21 protein-coding genes and 3 tRNA genes are annotated in these 22,683 nt (G+C 66.6%); 15 read left to right on the top strand and 9 right to left on the bottom strand.

What is annotated here, in order from left to right; translation table 11 throughout:
• Nucleotides 1-6 precede the first annotated feature (6 nt).
• The 5 genes from ACI8UR_RS03315 (at nt 7) to ACI8UR_RS03335 (ending at nt 7,351) form a co-directional block, all read left to right on the top strand.
• On the top strand, nt 7-2,520 hold the full coding sequence (locus ACI8UR_RS03315) for a bacterio-opsin activator domain-containing protein (RefSeq protein ID WP_415087553.1): 2,514 nt from the start codon (nt 7-9) through the stop codon (nt 2,518-2,520).
• A gap of 217 nt (nt 2,521-2,737) precedes the next feature.
• Nucleotides 2,738-4,711: an acetate--CoA ligase gene (gene acs / locus ACI8UR_RS03320; protein ID WP_411713941.1), complete on the top strand. Its 1,974-nt coding sequence runs from the start codon at nt 2,738-2,740 to the stop codon at nt 4,709-4,711.
• 55 nt (nt 4,712-4,766) lie between these two features.
• Nucleotides 4,767-5,228: a DUF4212 domain-containing protein gene (locus tag ACI8UR_RS03325; protein WP_411713942.1), complete on the top strand. Its 462-nt coding sequence runs from the start codon at nt 4,767-4,769 to the stop codon at nt 5,226-5,228.
• Complete coding sequence (locus ACI8UR_RS03330; RefSeq protein WP_411713943.1) at nt 5,225-6,889, top strand: VC_2705 family sodium/solute symporter; 1,665 nt, start codon at nt 5,225-5,227, stop codon at nt 6,887-6,889. The genes ACI8UR_RS03325 and ACI8UR_RS03330 overlap by 4 nt, the downstream gene beginning before the upstream one ends.
• A 3-nt stretch (nt 6,890-6,892) precedes the next feature.
• Nucleotides 6,893-7,351 carry a universal stress protein gene (locus ACI8UR_RS03335; RefSeq protein WP_411713944.1) on the top strand — a complete coding sequence of 153 codons (459 nt, stop codon included), beginning with the start codon at nt 6,893-6,895 and terminating at the stop codon, nt 7,349-7,351.
• 213 nt (nt 7,352-7,564) lie between these two features.
• On the opposite strand, the gene ACI8UR_RS03340 is transcribed toward ACI8UR_RS03335, so the two are convergent.
• Genes ACI8UR_RS03340 through nikR form a run of 3 tightly spaced genes read right to left on the bottom strand, consistent with a single transcriptional unit; the run spans nt 7,565 to nt 9,483 of the window.
• Nucleotides 7,565-8,227, bottom strand: a complete 663-nt coding sequence (locus ACI8UR_RS03340; RefSeq protein WP_411713945.1) for a cob(I)yrinic acid a,c-diamide adenosyltransferase — start codon at nt 8,225-8,227, stop codon at nt 7,565-7,567.
• Nucleotides 8,228-8,267: 40 nt separating this feature from the next.
• The gene (locus ACI8UR_RS03345; protein WP_411713946.1) at nt 8,268-9,053 is read right to left on the bottom strand and encodes a hypothetical protein; all 786 of its coding nucleotides are present in this window, start codon (nt 9,051-9,053) and stop codon (nt 8,268-8,270) included.
• A 4-nt stretch (nt 9,054-9,057) separates the two neighbouring features.
• Nucleotides 9,058-9,483 carry a nickel-responsive transcriptional regulator NikR gene (nikR, locus tag ACI8UR_RS03350; protein WP_411713947.1) on the bottom strand — a complete coding sequence of 142 codons (426 nt, stop codon included), beginning with the start codon at nt 9,481-9,483 and terminating at the stop codon, nt 9,058-9,060.
• A 99-nt stretch (nt 9,484-9,582) separates the two neighbouring features.
• Between nikR and ACI8UR_RS03355 the strand changes: the two genes are divergently transcribed.
• From ACI8UR_RS03355 to ACI8UR_RS03380, 6 genes are read left to right on the top strand one after another with little or no spacing between them, the layout of a single operon-like run.
• Entirely contained in the window at nt 9,583-10,197 is a 615-nt protein-coding gene (locus ACI8UR_RS03355) for an HAD family hydrolase (RefSeq protein WP_411713948.1), read from the top strand.
• Entirely contained in the window at nt 10,194-11,114 is a 921-nt protein-coding gene (cbiB, locus tag ACI8UR_RS03360) for an adenosylcobinamide-phosphate synthase CbiB (protein WP_415087554.1), read from the top strand. Before ACI8UR_RS03355 ends, cbiB begins: the two co-directional genes overlap by 4 nt.
• Nucleotides 11,105-11,857 (top strand): adenosylcobinamide-GDP ribazoletransferase, encoded by a 753-nt coding sequence (gene cobS / locus ACI8UR_RS03365; RefSeq protein ID WP_411713950.1) that lies wholly within the window; start codon nt 11,105-11,107, stop codon nt 11,855-11,857. The genes cbiB and cobS overlap by 10 nt, the downstream gene beginning before the upstream one ends.
• On the top strand, nt 11,857-12,405 hold the full coding sequence (locus ACI8UR_RS03370; RefSeq protein ID WP_411713957.1) for an NTP transferase domain-containing protein: 549 nt from the start codon (nt 11,857-11,859) through the stop codon (nt 12,403-12,405). The genes cobS and ACI8UR_RS03370 overlap by 1 nt, the downstream gene beginning before the upstream one ends.
• Nucleotides 12,395-13,408: a threonine-phosphate decarboxylase CobD gene (gene cobD / locus ACI8UR_RS03375; RefSeq protein WP_411713951.1), complete on the top strand. Its 1,014-nt coding sequence runs from the start codon at nt 12,395-12,397 to the stop codon at nt 13,406-13,408. Before ACI8UR_RS03370 ends, cobD begins: the two co-directional genes overlap by 11 nt.
• Nucleotides 13,408-14,109, top strand: a complete 702-nt coding sequence (locus tag ACI8UR_RS03380; RefSeq protein ID WP_411713958.1) for an adenosylcobinamide amidohydrolase — start codon at nt 13,408-13,410, stop codon at nt 14,107-14,109. Before cobD ends, ACI8UR_RS03380 begins: the two co-directional genes overlap by 1 nt.
• 48 nt (nt 14,110-14,157) lie before the next feature.
• On the opposite strand, the gene ACI8UR_RS03385 is transcribed toward ACI8UR_RS03380, so the two are convergent.
• Nucleotides 14,158-14,275, bottom strand: a tRNA-Ile gene (locus tag ACI8UR_RS03385).
• A gap of 403 nt (nt 14,276-14,678) precedes the next feature.
• Between ACI8UR_RS03385 and ACI8UR_RS03390 the strand changes: the two genes are divergently transcribed.
• Together ACI8UR_RS03390 and ACI8UR_RS03395 are read left to right on the top strand one after the other, a co-directional pair.
• A complete protein-coding gene (locus ACI8UR_RS03390) occupies nt 14,679-15,857 on the top strand; it encodes an iron-containing alcohol dehydrogenase family protein (protein ID WP_415087555.1) in 1,179 nt (392 codons plus the stop codon).
• 44 nt (nt 15,858-15,901) lie between these two features.
• Nucleotides 15,902-16,933: a matrixin family metalloprotease gene (locus tag ACI8UR_RS03395; protein ID WP_411715945.1), complete on the top strand. Its 1,032-nt coding sequence runs from the start codon at nt 15,902-15,904 to the stop codon at nt 16,931-16,933.
• Nucleotides 16,934-16,987: 54 nt separating this feature from the next.
• Here ACI8UR_RS03395 and ACI8UR_RS03400 read toward each other — a convergent pair.
• Nucleotides 16,988-17,060 (bottom strand) — tRNA-Asn (locus ACI8UR_RS03400).
• 94 nt (nt 17,061-17,154) lie between these two features.
• On the opposite strand from ACI8UR_RS03400, the gene cca reads away from it, so the two are divergent.
• The gene (gene cca / locus ACI8UR_RS03405) at nt 17,155-18,501 is read left to right on the top strand and encodes a CCA tRNA nucleotidyltransferase (protein WP_415087556.1); all 1,347 of its coding nucleotides are present in this window, start codon (nt 17,155-17,157) and stop codon (nt 18,499-18,501) included.
• A gap of 9 nt (nt 18,502-18,510) precedes the next feature.
• Here cca and ACI8UR_RS03410 read toward each other — a convergent pair whose 3' ends face one another.
• The 4 genes from ACI8UR_RS03410 to ACI8UR_RS03425 form a co-directional block, all read right to left on the bottom strand.
• Nucleotides 18,511-19,515 carry a histone deacetylase family protein gene (locus ACI8UR_RS03410; RefSeq protein ID WP_411715943.1) on the bottom strand — a complete coding sequence of 335 codons (1,005 nt, stop codon included), beginning with the start codon at nt 19,513-19,515 and terminating at the stop codon, nt 18,511-18,513.
• Complete coding sequence (locus tag ACI8UR_RS03415; RefSeq protein WP_411715942.1) at nt 19,512-19,949, bottom strand: histone; 438 nt, start codon at nt 19,947-19,949, stop codon at nt 19,512-19,514. The genes ACI8UR_RS03410 and ACI8UR_RS03415 overlap by 4 nt, the downstream gene beginning before the upstream one ends.
• Before the next feature lie 140 nt (nt 19,950-20,089).
• Nucleotides 20,090-21,508, bottom strand: a complete 1,419-nt coding sequence (locus ACI8UR_RS03420; protein WP_411715941.1) for a single-stranded DNA binding protein — start codon at nt 21,506-21,508, stop codon at nt 20,090-20,092.
• Nucleotides 21,509-21,624: 116 nt separating this feature from the next.
• Nucleotides 21,625-22,158, bottom strand: coding sequence for a hypothetical protein (locus ACI8UR_RS03425; protein ID WP_415087557.1), 534 nt, complete (start codon nt 22,156-22,158; stop codon nt 21,625-21,627).
• A gap of 201 nt (nt 22,159-22,359) precedes the next feature.
• Here ACI8UR_RS03425 and ACI8UR_RS03430 point away from each other — a divergent pair.
• A tRNA-Arg gene (locus tag ACI8UR_RS03430) sits at nt 22,360-22,432 on the top strand.
• Nucleotides 22,433-22,683 lie beyond the last annotated feature (251 nt).

The raw sequence follows: 22,683 nt of genomic DNA on the forward strand, positions 1-22,683 counted from the left end.
TGCGAAATGGACGTGCTGGACGAACGGGCGTACGACCGGCTTCGGGAGGCCGCAACGACGACCCGCGAGCGACTCGTGGTGCGGTTGGCTGCCGAGGCGGGCGTCCGGCCGGCCGAGCAGGTGCAACTCCGCCCGAGCGATGTCGACCGCCGGCACTTCGAGGGCGCCGTCACCCACTTTCTCGCCGTCCGCGACGAGGACGGTTCCACGGCCCGCCGCACCCACCTGCCCGCGAATCTGGCACACAAAATCGACGAATACGCGGCGACGACCGGCACCGACCCCGACGCTCGACTCATCGATGTGACGCCGCGGCGCGTCCAGATGCTCGTCTCGGAGGTGTCCACACGGGTGGCCGAACACACCGGCGACGACCGCTTCGAGGGGCTATCAAGCGAAGACCTCCGCCGGTACTTCGCCCGCCGACTGCTCGTCGAGGAGGACGTTGATCCACGCGTCGTCCGGGAGGTGGGCGGCTGGGAGCGGTTGGCCGCCCTCGACCCCTACGTCGAACCGGCCGACGACAGCGACGTTGCGGCCGCCTTCTCCGACGCCGCGGGCGGGCGCCCCGATGCCCCGTCATCGTTCGACGGCGCAACCGGTGCCGGGTCGGTCGACCTCGATGCCGACGGTCGAATCGTCGGCTGTGTCGGCGCCGTCGAAGAACTGCTCGGCTACGACCCCAGCGCGCTCACGGGCACGTCATTCGGGCGGCTGTTCACCGACGACGCGCGGGAACGCGCCCGCCCGAAAGAACTGCTGGCCGACGCCGGCCGCGACGACGTCGTCGTCGCCGACTGCTGGTTCGAGCGGGCCAACGGCGAGCGCGTCCGACTCTCCGCACTCGTCTGTGCGCTCCGAGACGGCGACACGCTCGACGGATTCACGGTCGTCATCCGGCGACCCGACGCCGACGGGAACCTCGCGGCCGGCGCCTTCCAGCGCGCCGTCGAGGCCGCCGGCCAGCCTATCTGTTTCGCGGCCGTCTCCGGCGAGATTCAGTACGCCAACGCCGCGTTCGAGGAGTTGACGGGCTACACTCGCGGCGAGGCGGTCGGCCGGACGGCCGGCGACCTCCTCAGCGCCGGCGAAAGCACCGACGCCTTCTACGAGGAACTGCGCGAGACGGTGCTGGACGGCGAGACGTGGACGGGGCAGCTGACCACCCGCCGGAAGAGCGGCGAGCGCGTCCACGTCCGACAGACCGTCGCGCCAATCAGCGACGGCGACGAGGTCGCCTTCGTCGTCGCCACCGCGACCGACGTCACCGACCGCGTCCGGCGGGAGCGCGCGCTCGCGCGCCGATGTGAAACCCTGGAGGGGCTGGAGGCGCTCGTCGCCGACATCAACGCCGCGGGCCGGGAGCTCATCGAGGCGTCGACGCGGGCGGAAATCGAGGCTGCTGTCTGTGAGTCGCTCGCTGACAGTGATGCCTATCTCGGTGCGTGGATCGGCGGTACCGACCCTGGTGACCCCCGTATCCGACCGCGCGAGTGGGCCGGCCCGGCAGCCGACACGCCCGGCGCTGTCGACATCGATGGGACGGCGCTGCAAACGGCGCTTGAGGCTGGCGCCCCACGCGTGTCGGGCGGTGAGTTCGACCCGGAGGTCGTCGGCCCCTTCGAAGCGAGTGCGGTCGCCGGCGCCCACTCCGCCGGCGTCGTCCCGCTGGCGTACGGTGAGACGACCTACGGTGCCCTCGTCGTTTTCACCGACCGCACGACCGCCTTCGGCGACCGCGAACGGACGCTGCTGTCCGACCTCGGCGACCGCATCGGCCACGCGGTGACGGCCATCGAGCGCCGGAACCTCCTCCTTGCCGACACCGTCGTCGAACTCGAATTCGGCTGTACCGACGATGACGCGTTCCTCGTTGCGGCCACCCGCGACCACGGCTGTACCTGTACGCTGGAGGCTGTCGTCCCCGTCTCTGAGGGGTCGCTGTTGTTCTACGTGACGCTGTCGGGCGCCCCGCCCGATGCCGTTCTCGACACGGCGATGGCGTTCGACGGCGTCGCCGACGCCCGATACATCCGCGAACACGGCGACCGCTCGCTGCTTGAGTTCACCGTCGAGGGGAACTCGCCGTCGCTGTCGCTGACCGATTTCGGCGCGACCATCCGGGCGGCAGTGTTCGAGGGCGGCGAGGCGACGATTCGGGCCGAAATCGCCGGCGAGGCCGACGTTCGCGGCGTTGTCGAGGGGTTGCAGGCGGCGTTTCCCGACACGTCGCTGCGCGCGAAACAGGCCGTCGACCAGCCGGTCGAGACCGTCGCGGAGTTCAAAGACTCCCTCGACGAGAACCTCACCGACAAACAGCGGGCGGCGCTGCGGGCGGCGTACTTCGCCGGCTACTTCGATTGGCCCCGCGGGTCGACGGCCGAGGAGGTCGCCGAATCGATGGGCGTCTCCTCCCCGACGCTGCACAACCACCTCCGGAAAGCCGAACGGAAACTGCTGTCGTCGTTCTTCGAACACACGCGCGACCACATCGGTGCCGGCGTTCCGACCATAGACTAAACAGTTCGAATCGGCGTCGAACCGCGGCTGTTGTGTGCTCTTCCAGAGGTCAAAACGGGGCCGACACGTCCTTGACGATTGATGATTGGGGTCGGCTCACCCCCGTTTCGGCGGCTGTACGCCCCGATCCGGGGCTTGGCAGCCGGCCGATGTCACCCGGCGTTTGTCATGCTTAGATTCCCCGCTTATTAGTGGGCCAGACAGTTCACTGAATGGAATGTCCGACCCAGAGGAGACACAACTGGAGGCACGGCTCGCAGAGCAGGAGGCCTTCGAGCCGCCCGAGGAGTTCGTCGAACAGGCGAACGTCTCGGATCCCTCCATCTACGAGGAGTTCGAGGAGAACTGGCCGGAGTGTTGGGAGGCGGCCGCGGAGCTGCTCGATTGGGAGTCCGACTACGACGAGGTACTGAACGACGACGACGAGCCGTTCTACGAGTGGTTCACGAACGGCGAGCTCAACGCCTCGGCGAACTGTCTCGACCGGCATCTCGACGACCGTGGCGACGAGACGGCGATTCAGTGGGAGGGCGAACTCGGCGAGACCCGCGAATTCACCTACGCGGAGCTCCACCGCGAGGTCAACGAGTTCGCGGCGGCGCTGCGCGACCTCGGCGTCGAGGAAGACGACGTCGTGACGATGTACATGCCGATGATTCCGGAGCTGCCGATTGCGATGCTTGCGTGTGCTCGCATCGGCGCACCGCACTCAGTGGTGTTCGCCGGCTTCTCGGCGGACGCACTCGCCACGCGGATGAACTCCGCGGAGTCCGAGTATCTCGTCACCTGTGACGGCTACTATCGCCGCGGCGACGCCCTCGACCACCTCTCGAAGGCCAACGAGGGCCTCGGCGGCGTCGACCACGACACCTCGACGGTCGTCGTCGACCGGCTGGGTGACGAACTCGAACACGAACTCACGGACGACCAACACGACTACGACGACCTCGTCACCGAGCACGTCGGCGCCGAAGTCGAGCCGGTCACCCGCGACGCCGAGGACATGCTGTTCCTCATGTACACGTCCGGGACGACGGGCAAGCCGAAGGGCGTCAAGCACACGACAGCCGGGTATCTCTCCTACGCCGCGTGGACGTCACACGCGGTGTTGGACGTAAAGCCCGACGACACCTACTGGTGTGCCGCCGACATCGGCTGGATTACGGGCCACTCCTACATCGTGTACGGGCCGCTCGCGCTCGGCACGACGAGCGTGATGTACGAGGGGACGCCGGATTATCCCGACAAAGACCGCCTGTGGGACATCGTCGAGAGCTACGACGTCAACCAACTGTACACGGCGCCGACGGCGATTCGGGCGTTCATGAAGTGGGGCAGCCAGTACCCCGAACAGCACGACCTCTCCTCGTTGCGCCTGCTCGGGACGGTCGGTGAACCGATCAACCCCAAGGCGTGGAAGTGGTACTACAAACACATCGGTAACGAGTCCTGCCCCATCGTCGACACCTGGTGGCAGACCGAAACGGGCGGGATGATGATTACGACGCTGCCCGGCATCGGGACGATGAAGCCGGGCTCTGCAGGGCCGCCGCTGCCGGGCATCGATGCCCGCGTCGTCGACGAATCCGGCGACGAGGTCGCCCCCGGCGAGGCCGGCTACGTGACGGTCAACAAGCCGTGGCCGGGCATGCTGCGGACGCTCTATAAGAACGACGAGCGGTTCATCAACGAGTACTGGCAGGAGTACTCCGACCCCGACGCGGACGACTGGGTGTACTTCCCCGAGGACGGCGCGAAGATCGACGACGATGGCTACATCACCATCCTGGGTCGCGTCGACGACGTCATCAACGTCTCCGGGCACCGCCTCGGGACGATGGAGATCGAATCCGCCGTCGTCGGCGTCGAAGGCGTCGCTGAGGCCGCGGCGGTCGGCGGCGACCACGAGATGAAAGGCGAGGCCGTCTACACCTACGTCATCCTCGAGGACGGCTACGAGGAAGGCGAGGAGATGGCCCAAAGCATCATCGAGGGCGTCGAGGAGGCCATCGGCCCCATCGCCCGGCCCGAGAAAGTTATCTTCACCCCAGAACTTCCGAAGACTCGGTCCGGGAAGATCATGCGCCGACTGCTTGAGGATATCGCCAACGGCGAGGAGCTCGGGAATACGAGCACGCTGCGGAACCCCGAGGTCGTCGAAGACATCGCGAAGAAGGTTCGGGGCGACTAGAGCATCCCCCGTTTTCCAGAGTGACGACGGAGACACGCCAACACGACCACGAACTATGACAGACAATAACTCACACGAACCGAGCCAAACCGCCGATACGTCCGCCAAGGACGTTGGAACGGACGGCGGCACCGTCTCACAGGCTGCACAGGATCACCAACAAACCGATTATCTCAGCTCGGAAGTGAACCTGCTGAGCCCGAGTACGCCGTTCATGCGCGACCACCTCAAACTCGTCTGGGGGACGTTCGTCGTGTGGGCGCTCATCGTCTTCGGGCCGGTGACCCTGACGCAGGTCGCGCCGGATACGATGACGGCGACGATGCCTGCGTTGGGCTTCCCGCTGCATTACTTCCTCGTCGCGTTCGGCGCGCCGACCGGCGCGCTCGTGCTGGCCGCCTTCTACGCCCGCCAGCGGGACAAACTCGACGAGAAGTACGGCATCGAACACGGCACCGTCGGCAGCGAGGGCGCCGCCGCCGACGCAACCGCAACTGACGGAGGTGTCGACGAATGATTCCGCTGCAGGCCGAGGCGCTCGACATCTCATTCAAGCTCCTGCCCGCCATCCTCGTGTTCCTGATGATGGCGTCGTTCCTCGTCATCGGCTACGTCTTCAAGGTGGCAGACACCGAAGGGATGTGGGTCGCCGGGCGTGGCATCGGTAACATCGAGAACGGGATGGCTATCGGTGCCAACTGGATGTCGGCCGCATCGTATCTCGGCCTGGCGGGGCTCGTCGCCCTCGCCGGCTTCTACGGGCTGGCCTTCATCGTCGGCTGGACGACCGGCTACTTCATCCTGCTCATCTTCCTGGCCGCACAGATGCGTCGGTTCGGGAAGTACACTGCACCCGACTTCGTCGGTGACCGATTCAACTCCTCGACTGCACGCGCGCTCGCAGCCTTTACGACGCTGCTCATCGCGTACGTCTACTCGGTCGGTCAGGCCCGTGGGATGGGGCTCGTCGGCCAGTACGTCTTCGGCCTCGACATCGTCCCGATGATCGTCGTGATGATGACCATCACCGTCGGCTACCTGGCGCTGTCCGGCATGCTGGGTGCGACGAAGAACATGGCCGTCCAGTACGTCATCCTCATCGTCGCGTTCCTCGCCGGCGTCTACGTCGTCGGCTTCACGCAGGGCTACTCGACGGTTCTGCCGCAGATCGAATACGGTGCGCTCATCAACGACCTCGGGCGCGAGTTCTCCGAGCCGTTCCGGGGTGCGAGCTACTACCTGTGGGTCGCGACGGCGTTCTCGCTCATCTTCGGTACCTGTGGCCTCCCGCACGTCCTGGTGCGGTTCTACACGGTCAAAAGCGAGCGAACCGCTCGCTGGTCGACCGTCTGGGGCCTGTTCTTCATCCTGCTCCTGTACTGGGCTGCGCCCGCGATGGCGGCGTTCGGCGTCAACCTCTTCGAGCAGACGCAGGGTGTCAGCGCCTACGCTGCCGAGGGCGGCATGTCCGGTGCGGAAGGTGACGTCATCGTCGTGTTGGCCGCGCAGTTCGCCAATCTGCCGACGTGGTTCGTCGGATTGGTCGCGGCCGGCGCGATGGCTGCCGCGATTGCGACCACCGCAGGCCTGTTCATCACGGCCTCCTCGGCGGTCGCCCACGACATCTACACGGAACTGATCAACCCCGACGCGAGCCAGCGCCAGCAGATCCTTATCGGCCGTCTAACGATTATCGCCATCGGCGCGCTGGTGACGGTTACGGCGTTCAACCCGCCGGCACTTATCGGCGAACTCGTCGGGTATGCGTTCTCGCTGGCCGGCGTCGTCCTGTTCCCGATGTTCTTCCTCGGTCTCTGGTGGGAGAACACGAACCGGCAGGGTGCCCTGGCCGGCATGACCGTCGGCCTGCTGCTCTGGATCACGTCGATTATCAACAGCGTGCTGCCGAACTACATCGACTCGCTGGCGGCCGTCGCCGGCGAGGGTGGCGCAATCGTGCCCATCTACGCACAGTACGTGCCGCCGATTGGCGCAGCGCTCGTCGGCACGCCGCTGGTGTTCATCGTGACCATCGCCGTTTCGCTTGCCACGCCCGAACCGCCGCTTGAAACCAAGCGGCTGGTTCGGCAGTGTCACAGCCCGGAGCCGATGGGCCAACAGCAGACCGCAGAAGACGTCGTTGCATCCGACGGGGGCGAGACCCCCGCGGACGACTGACCCATGTATGACAAAATCCTCGTCCCGACTGATGGAAGCGACACCGCCGAGCAAGCCGTCGAGCACGCGCTCGACCTCGCCGACAAGTACGGGGCGGAGCTGCACGCCCTCTACGTCGTCGACATCGATTCGATGAGCCTGGCGCTCGGCGCCGAACAGCTCGACCGCATCGAGCAAGGGCAGTTCGACCAGATGGAGGAGGTGAAGGCCAAAGCCGACGCGGCGACCGGCTACGTCGCAGAGCACGGCCGCGACCGCGGCATCGAGGTCGTCGAACACATCTCCTCGGGCCGACCACACGAGATGGTCGCGACGTACGCCGAGAACAACGACATCGACCTCGTCGTAATGGGGTCGCACGGCCGCTCGGGCATCAAGCGCGCGCTGCTCGGTAGCGTCACCGAACGCACGCTTCGGGAGACGCGCGTGCCCGTCCTCGTCGTCGACGCGCGCGAGGACTGACGACCCGGCGCTGGCCGTCGGCTGTTCTCTTATTTTATCGACCGGGTAGCGACAGCGCGATCCGGTTCCGAAAGGGGGGAGCGCAAAGGGGGACGGAGCGTGCGCCCACCCATCCTCCACCCATCGTTCGGAGGGGGGCCGTTATGTGTTTTGTGCCGTTGTCCGTCACGCGTCGGACGGTTGTCTGTCGCCGCTTGCGTGCGATTTTGCCGGTCAGAATTCGGTGCCTTTCCGGGCGCGCTGGCCGGCGTCGATGGGGTGTTTCTCCTTGCGGACGTTCGTGACGAGGTCAGCGTGCTCGATGAGATACTCCGGGCGCTCGTGGCTCCCCGAAATGACGAGTTCGAGGCCGTCGGGCTTCGACTCGACGAACTCGACGACGGTCTCGGGGGCGACGAGTCCACGGTCGGCCGCGTACAGCAGCTCATCGAGGACGAGCATGTGCATTCCTTCCTCTGGTTCAGAACCGAGCGGTATTGGTTCCGAGAGGTCGGCGTCGTGAGCGCCGTCGAGGAGTTCACGGGCGCGTTCGACGCCTGCTTCGGCCTCTGCTTCGTGGTCGCGCTCGTCGGTGCCGTCGTTCATCGCGTGCCAGCCGTAGTGGCCGAGGTTCTCGTATGTGAGGCCGGGCATGGCGGCCATCGCGTTGTACTCGCCGCGGATGTCCTCGACGCTTGCGGCGCCGCCTTTCATGAACTGGAGGACGTGCACGCGGAAGCCGTGGCCGGCCGCGCGGAAGGCCATCCCGAGCGTCGCCGTCGTCTTGCCCTTTCCGTCGCCCCACCACACCTGCGTGAGGCCGAACTCCTCGGGTGCTGCCGGTTCGATATCGCGGGCTTCTGGCGTGTGGCCCTTGCCCGGTGTCTCCGCTGTCATGGCCATCGATTGTGGCTCCCCCGACAAGGCGCTGTCGGGGTCAGAACAGCCCGATGATGAACCCGGTGCCCATCACGACCAGGACGGCCGCCGAGAAGGCCGGCAGATACGGCGTGTACTGCTCGACTTCATCCTCGAAGCGCTCATAGCCGGCGATGAGAAGCATCGTGAGTCCGACGATGCCGACGATGACCGTGATGGCGTAGGCGGTCATCAGTTCGAGACAGTGCACCGAGCCGACACACAGCGCGATGATCTCGAACTCCTCCTCGTGGGCGAATCCGAGCAGGAACGCGAACCACGCGATGCCGAGAAAGCCGCGCTCGTCGGTCGGTTGGCCGTGCGATGTGCGGCTATCACCGCTGAAGGGAAGCGCCGTCTTCAATCGGGCGAACAGGCCGCCTTCGGCCGAGTCACTGTGCGCCTGGTCGTGTGCATGCTCGTGGTCGTGTTTGTGTTCCTCCCCATGCGAGTGGCCATGTCCGTGCCCGTGTCTGTACTCCCGGACGCCGAGCGCGATGAGGAGGATGCCGGCGACGATACTGACCGGGCCGCCGATGGCGACCCCACCGGCCTGAATGGGGTCGTTGACCTGTGTGAGGTTGAAATACGCCTTCGCGTAGAAGAAGACGGCGACCATCGCGATGCTGCTGATGAGGTGGCCGACGCCGATAGTGAGACTCGCGGCGAACCCCGAGAGCCACTTGTGGCGCTTATCGAGGGCGTAGGTGGCTGCGACCGGCCAGCCGTGGCCCGGTTCGATGCCGTGGACGGCCCCGAGGGCGATGGCACCGATGAGGAGGCCGAGCGCTTCGGTGTGGAGCATCGCGCTACTCCTCGATGCCGGCGGCGAAGTCGTCGACCGGGATGACGGAGTAATCGGCCGAGAGCACGTCGGTCGTCGCCCGAATCTTGCCGACGAACGCCGAAACCTCCTCCAGTTGCCCTTCGAGGACGAAAAGCTCCATACAGTAGTGGTCACCGACGTGGTTGTGGACGTTCGAGACGACGGTGTCTTCGTATTCGTGTCGCACTTCGATCATCCGCTCTTCGGCGCTTGAGGTATCGTGGTCGAAGACGACGGTCACGACGCCCATGAGGTCGCGGCCCTCCAGCTTTCGCTCCTCGAACTCTCCGAGCAGATCCCGGGAGGCCTCACGAACGACCTCGCTGCGGCCCGTGTAGCCGTGCTCGTCGGCGAATTCGTCGAGCCGCTCCAGCAATGCCTCCGGCATCGAGACGCTGACGACTGTCATATATTAAGACAGCTCCGAGTGTTGTTAAGGATTGCGCATCCACCCCTCCGCCGTATCGGCCCGCGTGATTCAAGTCGGCTCCGGCGATAGGAGCCGACAGTGGCAGTATCGTTCGACCTCTTCGGAACCCTCGTCGACGCCGACACGCCGGACGACCCCGCGGCGGCCGTCGCTCGGGAGCTTCGCGAGCGCGGCGTCGCCGTGCCCGACGATTTCGGGGCCGCCTACCGGGAGGTACACATCGACGCACCCGATGGCGCCGAGGTACCGCTTCCAGCCCACGTCTCGGCCGCACTCAGCTCCCGCGGCGTTGACGCGCCGAACAACGCTTCTCGTCGCGCTGTCGTCGCCGCGTTCGACCCCGACATCAACCGTCGCGAGGGTGCCCGCCGGGCTATCGAGGCCGCTGCCGACCACGGCCCAGTCGGCCTCTGCTCGAACTGCAGCGTTCCCGAACTCGTCCGCCGGACGCTCGTCCGGGCCGACCTCACGGATGCTTTCGACGCCGTCGTCACGAGCGTCGGCTGCGGCTGGCGCAAGCCCGACGCCCGCGCCTTCGAGACAGTCGCACGGCGCCTCGACACCGACCTCGCCGTCCACGTCGGCGACGAGGCAGCCACCGACGGCGGCGCGACAGCGGTCAGCGCCGAGTACGTCGACATAGCCGAAACGCCGCTGCCGTCGTTGTCAGGCCGCCTGGAGGCGATACTGTGACCCGCGTCCCGCTGGCCATCACCGTCGCCGTCCTGCTCGCTGCCGGCCTCGACCGAGCGTTCCGGGAGCCGCCCGCTGAGTACCATCCCGTCACGCTGTTCGGCCGTGCGGTCGATCACGCCGCGAACCGTGAGTATCCGTTACCCAAGCTCGCCGGTGCCGTCCTCGCCGTTGCGCTGCCCGCTCTCGTTGCGCTCCTCGTTTACGGCGCGCTCTCGCTCGTGACGCCATTTCCGGGCGTCATCGTCGCTGTCCTTGCCGGGCTCGTTCTCTGGTCGTCGTCGAGTCTGTACCTGTTGCTCGACATCGGTGGCCAGGTCATCGCGGACAGCGAGGCCGCCCCCGAGGCCGCCCGTGAGGCACTGGTGGCGCTCGTCGGTCGCGACACGGACGACCTCTCGCCGGCCGAAATCCGCAGTGCGGCCGTCGAGAGCCTCGCGGAGAACCTCTCCGATGGGCTCGTCGCGCCGCTTTCGGCCTTCGCGCTCTTCGCGTTCGTCTCGGTGCCGGCCGCGGCGGCCGCGGCGGCGTTCGTCAAGGCCGTCAACACGCTGGATTCGATGCTCGGCTATCCCGGCCCCTTCGGCTGGGGTAGCGCCCGGCTCGATGACCTCGTCATGTTCGTCCCCGCGCGGGTGACGGCCCTCTTGCTCGGCGTCGCTGCAGGCGACCCCGAGGCCCCGTTCCGGGCGCGCCGCTATGCGGTCACGACGCCGTCGCCGAACGCCGGCTGGCCGATGGGCGCCCTGGCCGCGGCGCTGAACGTCCGGCTCGAAAAGCCCGACGAGTACGTCCTCAACGAGGTGGCCGACCTCCCGACAGTTTCGGACGGCGAGGACGCCCTGGCGGCGATTCGGGCGGCCGGGCTGGCCGCCTACGCCGCCGTTGCACTGCTCGGGGTGATACTGTGGCTCTGAGCGACCTCGGAAGCGGTCTCCGCGGCGGCGTCGCCTTCCTCACCCGATTGCCGGTGGAGACGACCGAACGCGACTGGCTGCGCTTCCAGGAGTTCCCCGCCGCCTTCCCGCTCGTCGCCTACCTCATCGGCGCGGCCGTTTCGATTCCGTTCTTCGTCCTCTCGGGCACGAGCGCGGCGTTCGCCTACCTGCTCGCCGTCGTGGCCCTCGTCGGTATCGCACATCTCGACGGCGTCGCAGACCTCGGCGATGCGGTCGTCGTCCACGACGCCGACGGGCGCCGTGAGGTGCTGAAAGACACCACGACCGGCGTCGGCGCTATCGTCGCCGTCGCGGTCGTCTTCGCGGGCCTCACCCTGGCTGCGCTCGGCCTCGCTGGGCTGCCCACGCTCACCGCTGTCGGCATCGTCATCGCCAGCGAGGTCGGCGCGAAACTCGGCATGGCGACGGTCGCCTGCATCGGCACAGCGAGTCACGAAGGGCTCGGTTCGCAGTTCACCCGAAACGCCAGTCCCGCGCTGCTCGCCGGGCCGGCCGTCGCGGCCATCCCGGCAGCCCTCTTGACGGGCTTTTCGCCGGCCGCGCTGGTCGCCGTCCTCGCCGGCCCGCTCGTCGCCGTCGGCGTCGTCTCCTGGGCCGAGGAGAACCTCGGTGGCGTCAACGGCGACGTCTTCGGTGCCGTCAACGAACTCGGTCGCGTCGTCGCGCTCCATACGGGGGTGGTCACGTGGACGCAGTTCTGATGTGCGGCGGGAGGGGGACGCGGCTCGACCGCGGCGAGAAACCCCTCTTCGAGGTCGGCGGCGAACCGATGGTCGACCGCGTGCTCGAGGCCCTGCTCGCCAGTCGCATCGAGACGGTTCACGCCGTCACCTCGCCGCACACCCCCGAGACGACCGCCCATCTGGAGGATCGCGTCCCGGTCATCCAAACCGCCGGCGAGGGCTACGTCGCCGACCTCGCGACCGCCCTCGACCGCGTCGACCCGCCTGTTCTCACGGTGGTCTCCGACCTCCCGCTCCTGGCTGGCGACGTGGTCGATAGGGCGCTGGACGCCCACGACGACGGCTCGCTCACCGTCTGCGTTCCCACGGCGCTGAAGCGGGCGCTGGGCGTCAGCGCCGATACGACCCGCGCCCACGGCGGCTACGAACTCTCCCCAACGGGTCTGAACGTCGTCGGCGAGACGAGCGATGAGGCGCTCGACATCAGCCACGATGCCCGCCTCGCGGTCAACGTCAATCGCCCGAGTGACGCCGAAGTCGCCGAGGTGCTGGCCGATGCACCCTGATGGCATCGACGACATCGACCGCGTCCCACACGGCTCCAGCGACCGCGCGGACGTGCTGGATCTGAGCGCGAACATCAATCCCGAAGTCCCCGACGGTACCCGCGACGTTTACGAGGCAGCGTTCGACGAGGCCCGCTCGTATCCGAACGACGCCTACCCAGTGTTCCGGAACGCGGCCGCCGAATACGTCGACAGTGTGGCAGACCACATCGTCCCGACCGCGGGCGGCCTCGCGGCTATGCGACTCGCTATCGGCGTCACCGTCTCGCCCGGCGACAGCGTCCTCGTTCCGTTCCCCTCCTTCGGCGAGTACGCCCGCGAGGTCGAACTCGCAGGTGGCGACCCGGTGTTCGTCTCCCACGACGACCTGCCCGACCGCGACCCAAGCGACCACGCGATGGCCATCGTCTGCACGCCGAACAACCCGACCGGCGACTGTTACGACGCCGACGCGCTCGCGGCCTTTGCCGACCGCTGTGCTGCCGGCGATACCGTCCTGCTCGCGGACGAGGCCTTCCTCGGCTTCACTGACCGCGCGTCGCTGGCCGGTCGGCCGGGCGTCATCGTCGCCCGCTCGCTCACCAAACTGTTCGGCCTGCCTGGACTCCGCGCGGGCTTCGCCGTCGCTGAGGGCGACCTGCTCTCACGACTGCAGACGGCCCGTCCCGCGTGGTCGCTCGGCGGCCCCGCCGCTGCCGTCGGTGCCCACGCCATGCGCGATTCGGCGTTCATCGATGCGACCCGCGACCGCGTCGCCCGCGAAGGCGAGCATCTCCGCGAGGAACTGCAAGCGCGGGGCTTCGATGTCCACCCCTCCGAGGCGCCGTTCCTGCTTTGTGATGTCGGCGACGACCCGTCGGCTCTCCTGTCGGCCTGCGCCGAGCGCGGCGTCGTCCTCCGGGATGCGACCACGTTCCGGGGGCTGGACAGCCACATTCGAATCGCAGTCCGGAGCCGCGAGGCAACCGAGGAACTGCTCGCCGTGCTCGACGAGGTGCTATGATGTTCGAGTACGACCGCACGGACGACCGCCTGACGCTCCACCGGCCGGACACACGGTGGCTCTCGAACGGCGTCGGCGGTGGCTACCGTCGCGCCGACGCTGCCCACAATCTCACCGTTCCGGAGGGGTTCGACCGCACCGACCTCGCGGCCTACGCCGAGGAGCGATTGCCCGAGGCGCCGCCGGGCCCGACGCTTCTCACCGGCGTCAGCCAGCGACACGCTCGCGGTGCCCGTCGCGGGCCGGTCGAAGCCGTCGCCACGGCCGGCCTCTCGAACCCGGCCGAACTGCCGATAGAGACGGGGGCTCGACCCGAAATGGCGGGCGAACGCGGGGGGCGAGAGGAGTGGCGCCCCGGAACGGTGAACGTCTTCGTCGGCACGACGCGCGCTCTGAATGAGAGCGCTCTCACAGGGTTGCTCGCGACGGCCGTCGAAGCCAAATCCGCGACGCTGCTGGCAGTCGCAGGCGTGCCGGGCACCACGAGCGATGCCGTCGTCGTCGGCTCCGCTCCCGACGGCGAATCGGCGTCGTTCGCCGGCAGCGCGACCGTGGTCGGGGCTGCCGCCAGGGCCTGCGTCCGCGAGGCCGTTCGGACGAGCCTCGAATCGCGGTACGGCGGCGATGGCCCACCCACTACCGAGGAGGCGCGATACGGCGTTGCGACGAACGAGCGTGCGACCGTCTTTAAGATTGAATAGACGAACTCAGACGTCCATTTTCGAAGGCTACACCGTGTCAAAACTGAATGGGCCCTGCCGGATTTGAACCAGCGCTCGCCCGGTGTCCCATCCTGCGGGCACCAGCCCGTTATTACTGACAGGAATATGAGCCGGGAGCTTTGAGACCAGACTAAGCTAAGGGCCCTTGTATACCCGCATATCCGCTCCCCCCTCTTAGGTTTGCCGGGTATCGCTTTCTATCCGCGTACGGGCTACTGATTGCCGTGGAACTCACCCATCGTGACTCACCACGCGCTGCGTGTTCCCCAGCAATCCCCTCGAAGAATCGTACAGACTGAATTTCGATTGTGGCTGTAGCGGCCGATTCTGAGATGTTTCGAATCGCCTGAAAAATTCTGCTGCAGATGGTGAGGAAGAATACCCGCTACGTGAGCACATCTGGACACGCTTGCGGATTAAAGTATGAGTGTACAGTGCCGTAACGGGGGCCGACAGCGACGCTCGAACGGTACGCGTCGAATCGGGGTGTGTACGACAAGGCGTCTCCAGACACCAACACACATGTCGCTGCCGGCCGATGTCCCGGTATGTTCAGATTCGGATACGAACCCGGCACCATCCGCTACGGCGAGGACTGCGTCGACGCCCTCGCCCAGGAACTCGACGCGCTGGGCACGGAGCGTGCACTCGTGGTGGCCGGACAGACGACCGGCACGACGCCGGAAGTCATCGACCCGGTTCGTGAGGGGCTCGGCGAGTATCTGGTCGATGTCTTTGCGGAGACGACGCCCGACAAGACGCTCGAAACGGCCTTCGACGGCGCCGACCGCGTCGCCGAAACCGACGCCGATGTCCTGGTCGCACTCGGTGGCGGCAGCAGCCTCGACATCGCGAAGGCTATCAGCGTGCTCGCGGCATCAGAGCAGCCCCACGACGAGGTTCGGGAGACGTTCGAGGAGAGCGGTTCCATCGCCGTCCCGGACGGTGAGTTACCCCCGGTCGTTGCGGTGCCGACGACGCTGGCCGGCGCCGACCTCTCGATGATAGCCGGCGTCACCGCCCGACGCGAGGGGCTCGTTCGCGGTGGCGCCTACGATGAGCGGCTCATGCCGTCCGCGCTGTTCTACGACCCCGAGCTGTTCCGGACGACACCGCAGGGCGTGCTCTGTGCGTCGGCGATGAACGGATTTGACAAGGCCGTCGAGACGCTGTATGCGAACACGGCGACGCCGATTACCGACGGGACGGCCGTCCGGGCGCTTCGATTGCTCGATAGCGGGCTGCCGGCGCTCGGCTCCGGGGCCCGTGACGATGCGACGATGCACGACGCCATCGTCGGCACCATCCTCGCCCAGTACGGCTGTTCGCGCGCCGACGGGCTGACGCTGTCGCTTATCCACGCCTTCGGCCACGGTATCGCCCGCGGCTACGACATTCGGCAGGGCGGCGCCCACGCCATCATCGCGCCGCATGCGCTCCGCTATCTCTTCGACCACGTCGACGGCGGCCGCGACCTCCTTGCGGAGGGGTTCGACATCGACGCTGCGACGCCGGAGACGACCGCCGAACGCGTCGTCGACCGCATCGTGTCGATTCGGGACGCGCTCGGGCTGCCGAGCCAGCTTCGCGAAATCGACGACATGGAGCAATCCGACCTTCCGGACATCGCCGAGGACGTCCACACTGACGGCCTCATGCCGTACTGTCCGGAGGGGCTCGATCCGACGGCGCGGGAACTGGAGGACGTGCTGCGAGACGCCTGGTAGCCACAGCCAGTTAGTATTCAAGCGTCCGGTCGCTATGGGTGGGTATGGGATTCAGGCGGCGTGCGGTACTCGCCGGGGCTGTCGGCGCTGCGGCGGCGCTCGCCGGGTGCTCTACGCCCGAGGATTTCGCCGACGATGTGGCGTCTCTGCGGGGACACCCACTCGAAGGCACGACGACCATCCAGGTCGTCGACCGAAGCGACAGCGACCTCGACCTCGAAGCGATAGCCGACGAGGCGCTCGACTTCTGGGCGAAGAACGCCGAACAGTACGCCGGCTTCGATGTCGAATTCCGGATGGTCGGCGCCGACCCCGACGTTGAAATCGAGTTCCTGAACAGCCGCGAGGAGCTCGACGGCTGTCAGGAGCACAGCTCGGAGAACGTGCTGGGCTGTGCGCCGCTCCTGAATGAGGGGAACCGTCTCGACCGCCCCGCGACGGCCGAAGTCGTCGCGCTGGGTCGCCCCTATGGTGACGTGCGCACCACGACACAGCACGAAATCGGCCACCTCCTGGGGCTCGACCACGGCGCGGAGCCGGCGTACATCATGTCGAACCGCATCGAAGATCGCCTCCCCGAGTACGAGGCGCGAACTGAGGTGCTGGACGCCTTCGAGGCCGCCTGGGACACGCGAAACGATGGGACGAAGGCATTCAACGAGGGCATCCAGCTCTGGAACGACGGCGAGTACGAGCGGGCCATCGAGCCGTTCGGACGCGCAAGCGAGCGATACGGTGCCATCGCCGATTCGATGACGGCCGCCGAGGAGGGCGCCCGTGCGTTCGAGGAGATGAAACGGCCCGACACGGTCGACCGCGAACGTCTTCATGGATGCGTCGAGACGACTCGAACCGCGACAGACCTGCTCGTCAGCGCTGCCGACGATATGCGGGCGGCCGCCGAGGCGATAGTGAACGGCGACCGACGCCGAGCGCGGGACAGACAGCAGTCAGCCAACGAGGCGCTCGAGGAACTGGAGTCGTTGGACGTTCCGACGACGAACGACGTCGCCAGAGCGCTGGGACTGCTTCGAGAGGAATCGGCGGGCGGCGAATCGACGCCGAGCGGGACGTAGCCGGCCGCGATTTTTGCGGCGCCGACGCTGGTCGACGTGAGTTCGAGCGGAAAGCGCCACCGCCAGGACTCGAACCTGGGACAACCTCGTTAACAGCGAGGTGCTCTACCAACTGAGCTACGGCGGCCCTCTGCACCCGTTCATAATCCGATTCGACAAATAGGGCTTTCGCTTCGAACCCGCACCGACACGCTTTACCAGCCGACGGCGCAACCGCGAGTATGTCATTCGAGTCGGTCGTCCGCGAGGTTCGCGACCGAGTCGTCCCCGAGGAATCGGAGGAGGCCGACCTCGAAGCCGTCGTCGACGACCTCACCGCGCGCGCTGAGGCAGCCATCGACGACCTGCCCGTCGACGCCGACACGAAGCTCGTCGGGTCGACGGCCCGCGGGACGTGGCTGGCCGGCGACCGCGACGTCGACCTCTTCGTTCGCTTTCCCGAAGACCTCCCCCGCGAGCACCTGGAACGCTACGGGCTGGAGGTCGGCCACACCGTCCTTCCCGAGGGCCACGAGGAATACGCCGAACATCCCTACGTGAAGGGCCAACACCGCGGCTTCGACGTGGATTGTGTCCCCTGCTATGCGCTCGACGATGCGACAGACATCCGCTCTGCGGTCGACCGCACGCCGTTCCACACCGAGTATCTGGAGGGCCGCATCGACCCCCTGACTGAGGACGTTCGGCTCGCGAAAGCGTTCCTGACCGCCATCGGAGCCTACGGCAGCGACCTCCGGACGAAGGGGTTCTCGGGCTTTCTGACCGAACTGCTCGTCCTCGAATACGGTGGCTTCCGCGAATTCATCGAGGCGGCAGCCGACTGGAATCCGCCCGTCTCGCTCGACCCCGAAGCCCACGCCCGGGAATCGTTCGACGACCCGCTCGTCGTCATCGACCCGACCGACCCCGAGCGCAACGTCGCGGCGGTGTGCTCGGCGCGACACGTCGCCCGACTGATCCACTACGCCCGTGAACTGCTCGATGACTCTCGAATCGAGCTGTTCGAGGAACACACGCCAGACCCCCTCTCGGCGGCCGACGTTCGCGACCGCATCGCGGCCCGAAGCACGACGCCGGTCGCCATCCGTTTCGAGGCGCCCGACATCGTCGATGACCAGCTGTATCCCCAGCTCGACAAATCACTCGACGGCGTCGAGGGTGCCCTCGACCGAGCGGGATTCGACCCGGTTCGGAGCGCCCGGCTCGCAGACGAGACGGCCGTCCTCTTCGTGGAGTGTGCTGTCACGGAACTCCCGAAAATCGCTCGGCACCGCGGGCCGCCGGTCGGTGTTCGGAACCACGCCGAGGGCTTTTACGACACCTATGCCGACGATGCGGACGTTACTGGCCCGTTCATCGACGAGGCGGGCCACTACGTCGTCGAGCGCCCGCGCGATGCTCGGACACCCGACGCCCTCGTCCAATCGGAACTGTTCGACGTCTCCCTCGGGACGCACGTCGAGTCGGCGCTGACCGAGGACTACGAGCTGTTGGTCGGTGATGGGATTGCCGAACTGGCCACGGAGTTCGGCGTCGAACTGGCTGCGTATTTCGACCCGAAGCCGTAGCCGTCGACGCTACAGTTCGTGGGCGTCCCGCACGTCGTCGATGACGCGTTTTGCCTTCGAGTTGACGTCTCCGTCCGGTTCGATGGGGTCGCGGCCGTCGAACACCTCGTGTACCATCCCGACAGAATCCGCGAGGGCGTCGAGGCCGTAGCCACCTTCCAGCACGAACGAAAGCGGCGCGTCGTGGCGGTCGGCGAGTTCACGTGCGCGCTTGGTGAGATGGCCGTACCCCTCCGTCGAGACGCACATCCGCGAAATCGGGTCGTGATGGTGGGCGTCGAAGCCCGCGCTCACCACGAACAGGTCAGGGTCGAACCGTTCGAGGGCGGGGCCGAGGAGTTCCTCGACGGCGGCGGTGTATTCGACATCGCCGCTGCCGCCCGGAAGCGGGACGTTGAGCGTCGTCTTCCGGGCGCTCTGGCCGCCCGTTTCGAGGATGTCGCCGGTTCCCGGGAACAGTCCGCGCTCGTGTATCGAAGCGTACAGCACGTCGTCGCTGTCGTAGAAGATGTCCTGCGTTCCGTTGCCATGGTGGACGTCCCAATCGAAGATGACGGCGCTGTCGACATCACCGCTGTCGATGGCCTGCTGGGCGGCGACGGCGGCGTTATTGAAGAAACAGAACCCCATCGCCTCGTCGTGTTCGGCGTGATGGCCCGGCGGCCGCCCGATGGAGAAGGGGGTGTCGCGGCCGTCGGCGCCGTCGATGGATTCGTCGACGGCCCAGCAGGCCAGGCCGGCCGAGGCGCGGGCGGCCTCCCACGTCTCCTCGACGGCAACGGTGTCTGCGTCCCACGTCCCGCCGCCATCCGCACAGAACGTCTCGATGTTTTCGACGTACTCGGCGTCGTGTACCGCTTCGATGGCATCCCGTTCCGCGAGGCGACCCTCCCGATACTCCACGCCGTGGCGTTTCGAGAGTCCGCGACGAATGGCACGAAGCCGGTCGGCCGTCTCCGGATGTCGGGAGCCAGTATCGTGCTCGAGACAGGCCTTGCGGTAGCCGAACCTCATTCGAAGTACGGTTCGAGTTCGTAGTAGGTCTCGATATCTTCAGCCTTGATCGTTCGACGGTCGGCGTGTCGGGCGAGGATGGCCGCCGCGGCGGCGACGGTGTCCGCGTACGATTCCAACACGCCCGCCAGGGCGATGCGTGCGTCCATCGACACCCGATAGCGGTCGTCGATATTGAGGCGAGCGATACGGTCGATCGGCGCGACGGGCAACTCCAGTAAGTCCTTGTCGACGACCGGGGCGTCGAAATCCTCGGCCATCAGCGTCTTTCGACCGTCCGCTGTGGCTTCTTCGGCCGCCGTCTCCGCCAACTCGGCACCGCGTTCCTGGATCCGGCGTGCGAGCTCCTCTGCCGCTTCGGCACTGACCCGCAACTGCCCGGCGTTGCGGCGGATGACCGAATCGACCGGAGCGAACGGTAACTCGACGCTCATATCCCCAACGCGGGCCGAGTCGGCCTTAATCTTTGCGAGGCACCGCCACACACAGGATGGTTACAGCGTTGGGACGGTGCTGTTGCTCCGTTGGCTTGTGGTCTTCGCCCCCGAAACCGGATTTCGGCGCCGACTGCCGCCTAGAACACGTCATCCGCGATAAACGTCTCGCCGTCGCGGCGCCCCCGCACCGTTACGTCCTGGCCGAGGTGGACGTCCGCATCGGTTTCGACGTGGAGCGTCTCCTCGCCGCTGTCGAGAATGACCGGGTCGCCCGGTTGGACGACGGTTCCCGTGAACGTTTCCGGTTCGTCGTCGCCGTCTCCACTGCTCTCGGCGTCCGCGCTCGCATCCGCGTCATCCTCGTCTGACTCGCCGCCGTCGTCGCTTGCGGCTGGCGAGGAGCCGTTGGCGAACTGGTCGAGGCCGGCGGATTCCTCACCACGATCCGGCTCGGCGCCGTCAATGAGAGTCACGGTCGATTGCCACCCGGCCGAGGCTTCGAGGTCGTCCTGCCAGCCCTCCTGAATCTCGACGTCGGCACAGAACACCTCGTCGCCGGGGCCGAGGTCACGGTCGGCCTTGTCACCCCACAGCGCGACACGGATGTCGCCCGTCTTATCCTGGACGCGGATGTTCCGCACTTGGCCCTCCGAGCCGTCGTCGCGGTCGAAGGTGCGCTTCGGGTCGGCAGACCGAATGACGCCCGCGATGTCGGCCGTCTGGTCGAGTTCCAGGCTGTCGATGTCTGTCGCGTCGGGGGAGAACTCGATTGCCTCATCGAGTTCCTCGACCGCGCCGCGGTCACCGACGTGCAGTTCGAGCGAGCCGTCACGCTCCCGGACGTAGCCGTCGACGATTTCGACGCTTTGGCCCGCTTCCAGTTCGTTCGCGAGGTCGGCCTGTTCGTCCCACAGCGTGACGCGGACGCGGCCCGTCTCGTCGCCGAGCGTCACGTTCGATACCTTCCCTTCCGAGCCGTCGTCGCGGTCGAACGTCCGTATCGAATCGGTATCGAGGACGACGCCGCGAAGGTTCACGTCCGATTGGCCGAGCGACAGCGAATCGGCTGTCACTTCGCCGCCGATGTCGACCTCGATGTCGGCGTCAGGCTCGGGTTCGATGCGGTCTGCGCTCACCTCGACGCCGTTGTAGCCGTCCTTCGGGCGGCCCTTCACGCGTAGCACCTGCCCGATTTCGAGTTCCTCGTCGGCTGCGACGGCGTCGTCGTCCCACAGCGCGACGCGAACCGAGCCGGATTCGTCGGCCACTTCGAGATTGAGCACGCAGCCGTCCTCGTCTTCACCGTCGCGTTCGAAGGTGCGCATCTCGCCGATGCTCCTCACCTTGCCGAGGAACTTCGCCTCCTCCAGTCCGGGTTTGATGTCGGCGATGGTCTCGACTTCACCGCCGTCGAGGTCGTGTGCGATGAGCATCGCGGCGGTCTCCTCGTCCGCCAACCCACCCATCTGTTCGACCTTCTGCTCGACGGCCTCCCGAAACTCGCCTTCGGCGACGTCGGCCTCGAGTTCCGCATAGATATCCTCGATGGCGCCCATTGCTATGGAGGGCAAGTGCGGCCACCCGAAAAGCGTTGTCGTTGTCGGTACGAACGGCGCTGTACGACGTGTGTCGGCATACTGCTCGTGGCCGCGCCTTCCGACAAAAACCCTCGTTACCGGCATCGGACTATCCACTCGCCGTCGTCGAACTCGGCGACGGCATCGAACAGCGATTCCAGGGTCACCACCGTCTGTTCGTCGTGGGCGGTCGGATCCATGTGATAGTGGGTGACCGAACCGCTTTCGATCGTCCGGTTCGCGAGCACGTGCAGGAACCGGAAAGCCCGCTGGAGGTCGACGTACTGCAGGAGAATCGTCAGCGATTCCAGCGTGATGACGGTCTGGGGGCCGCCGTTGCCGTCGAGATACTGACTGATGGTGATTCCCAGCCCCGTCAGGTCGGTCGGGCTGTTGGCCTGGATGACCGTGTTGGAGTCGCTCCGTGTCTTACCGGCGTCGGCGCCGGAACCCGCTGATTCCTCGATGCTGACGATTGCACACCGTCGCGGCCGGTCGCCCGCGTATCGTTGCCACTCGTCCAGCCACTGGTCGGGACTGCTGCGATAGTTGACGGACAACACGTCCAGTGCGGCTGGGTTATCCGGAAGCAGCGTCTCGAAGTACGACCGACGAGCGCGATCGCTCATCGTGGGGGCAAGCACCAACACGTTCGATGCCCCCTCGAGGCTGCCCCCCGTTAGTCGCTCTGTCGACTCCCCGGCGGCGTCACCCGCGGCCATTTCATTTTGATTCCACGCTTATCGGTAATAAAATATCGGATAACCGCCGCGACGGGTGGCGGGTCGAATCGTAACCCCTATACGTCGAACCGGGGTATAAACAGATGAGTCCGGATAGGGTAGTGGACTATCCTCTTGGCTTGCGGAGCCAGGGACCGGCGTTCAAATCGCCGTCCGGACGTTCTTCGACGAACAATGCGCCGAGCGACAGCGAGGCGCCAGTTCGTCGAAGGCGGCCCGACGAGATTTGAGCACGATAGACGCAGCGCGACCGAAGGGAGCGACCGTCTATCGGCCGTTCAAATCGCCGTCCGGACGTTTACTTCGTTTGGTCCGAACGAGGCTCACGCTCGCTGCGCTCGCGTGAACCGCCGTCCGGACGTTTCTGCTGACGCTACTCCGCGAGCGACAGGCATTTTTTCGAGCCAGGCG

This window comes from Natronomonas sp. (assembly GCF_047616845.1).
Lineage (GTDB): Archaea > Halobacteriota > Halobacteria > Halobacteriales > Haloarculaceae > Natronomonas.

Bases quoted from the DNA above. Each gene is read 5' to 3' on its own strand.
- cca (WP_415087556.1), top strand. From the start codon at position 17,155: ATGTCATTCGAGTCGGTCGTCCGCGAGGTTCGCGACCGAGTCGTCCCC.
- ACI8UR_RS03390 (WP_415087555.1), top strand. From the start codon at position 14,679: ATGTTCAGATTCGGATACGAACCCGGCACCATCCGCTACGGCGAGGAC.
- ACI8UR_RS03380 (WP_411713958.1), top strand. From the start codon at position 13,408: ATGTTCGAGTACGACCGCACGGACGACCGCCTGACGCTCCACCGGCCG.
- ACI8UR_RS03340 (WP_411713945.1), bottom strand. From the start codon at position 8,227: ATGACAGCGGAGACACCGGGCAAGGGCCACACGCCAGAAGCCCGCGAT.
- ACI8UR_RS03315 (WP_415087553.1), top strand. From the start codon at position 7: ATGGACGTGCTGGACGAACGGGCGTACGACCGGCTTCGGGAGGCCGCA.
- ACI8UR_RS03415 (WP_411715942.1), bottom strand. From the start codon at position 19,949: ATGAGCGTCGAGTTACCGTTCGCTCCGGTCGATTCGGTCATCCGCCGC.
- acs (WP_411713941.1), top strand. From the start codon at position 2,738: ATGTCCGACCCAGAGGAGACACAACTGGAGGCACGGCTCGCAGAGCAG.
- ACI8UR_RS03370 (WP_411713957.1), top strand. From the start codon at position 11,857: ATGTGCGGCGGGAGGGGGACGCGGCTCGACCGCGGCGAGAAACCCCTC.
- ACI8UR_RS03325 (WP_411713942.1), top strand. From the start codon at position 4,767: ATGACAGACAATAACTCACACGAACCGAGCCAAACCGCCGATACGTCC.
- ACI8UR_RS03335 (WP_411713944.1), top strand. From the start codon at position 6,893: ATGTATGACAAAATCCTCGTCCCGACTGATGGAAGCGACACCGCCGAG.
- ACI8UR_RS03425 (WP_415087557.1), bottom strand. From the start codon at position 22,158: ATGAGCGATCGCGCTCGTCGGTCGTACTTCGAGACGCTGCTTCCGGAT.
- ACI8UR_RS03345 (WP_411713946.1), bottom strand. From the start codon at position 9,053: ATGCTCCACACCGAAGCGCTCGGCCTCCTCATCGGTGCCATCGCCCTC.
- nikR (WP_411713947.1), bottom strand. From the start codon at position 9,483: ATGACAGTCGTCAGCGTCTCGATGCCGGAGGCATTGCTGGAGCGGCTC.
- ACI8UR_RS03395 (WP_411715945.1), top strand. From the start codon at position 15,902: ATGGGATTCAGGCGGCGTGCGGTACTCGCCGGGGCTGTCGGCGCTGCG.
- ACI8UR_RS03420 (WP_411715941.1), bottom strand. From the start codon at position 21,508: ATGGGCGCCATCGAGGATATCTATGCGGAACTCGAGGCCGACGTCGCC.
- ACI8UR_RS03410 (WP_411715943.1), bottom strand. From the start codon at position 19,515: ATGAGGTTCGGCTACCGCAAGGCCTGTCTCGAGCACGATACTGGCTCC.
- cobD (WP_411713951.1), top strand. From the start codon at position 12,395: ATGCACCCTGATGGCATCGACGACATCGACCGCGTCCCACACGGCTCC.
- ACI8UR_RS03330 (WP_411713943.1), top strand. From the start codon at position 5,225: ATGATTCCGCTGCAGGCCGAGGCGCTCGACATCTCATTCAAGCTCCTG.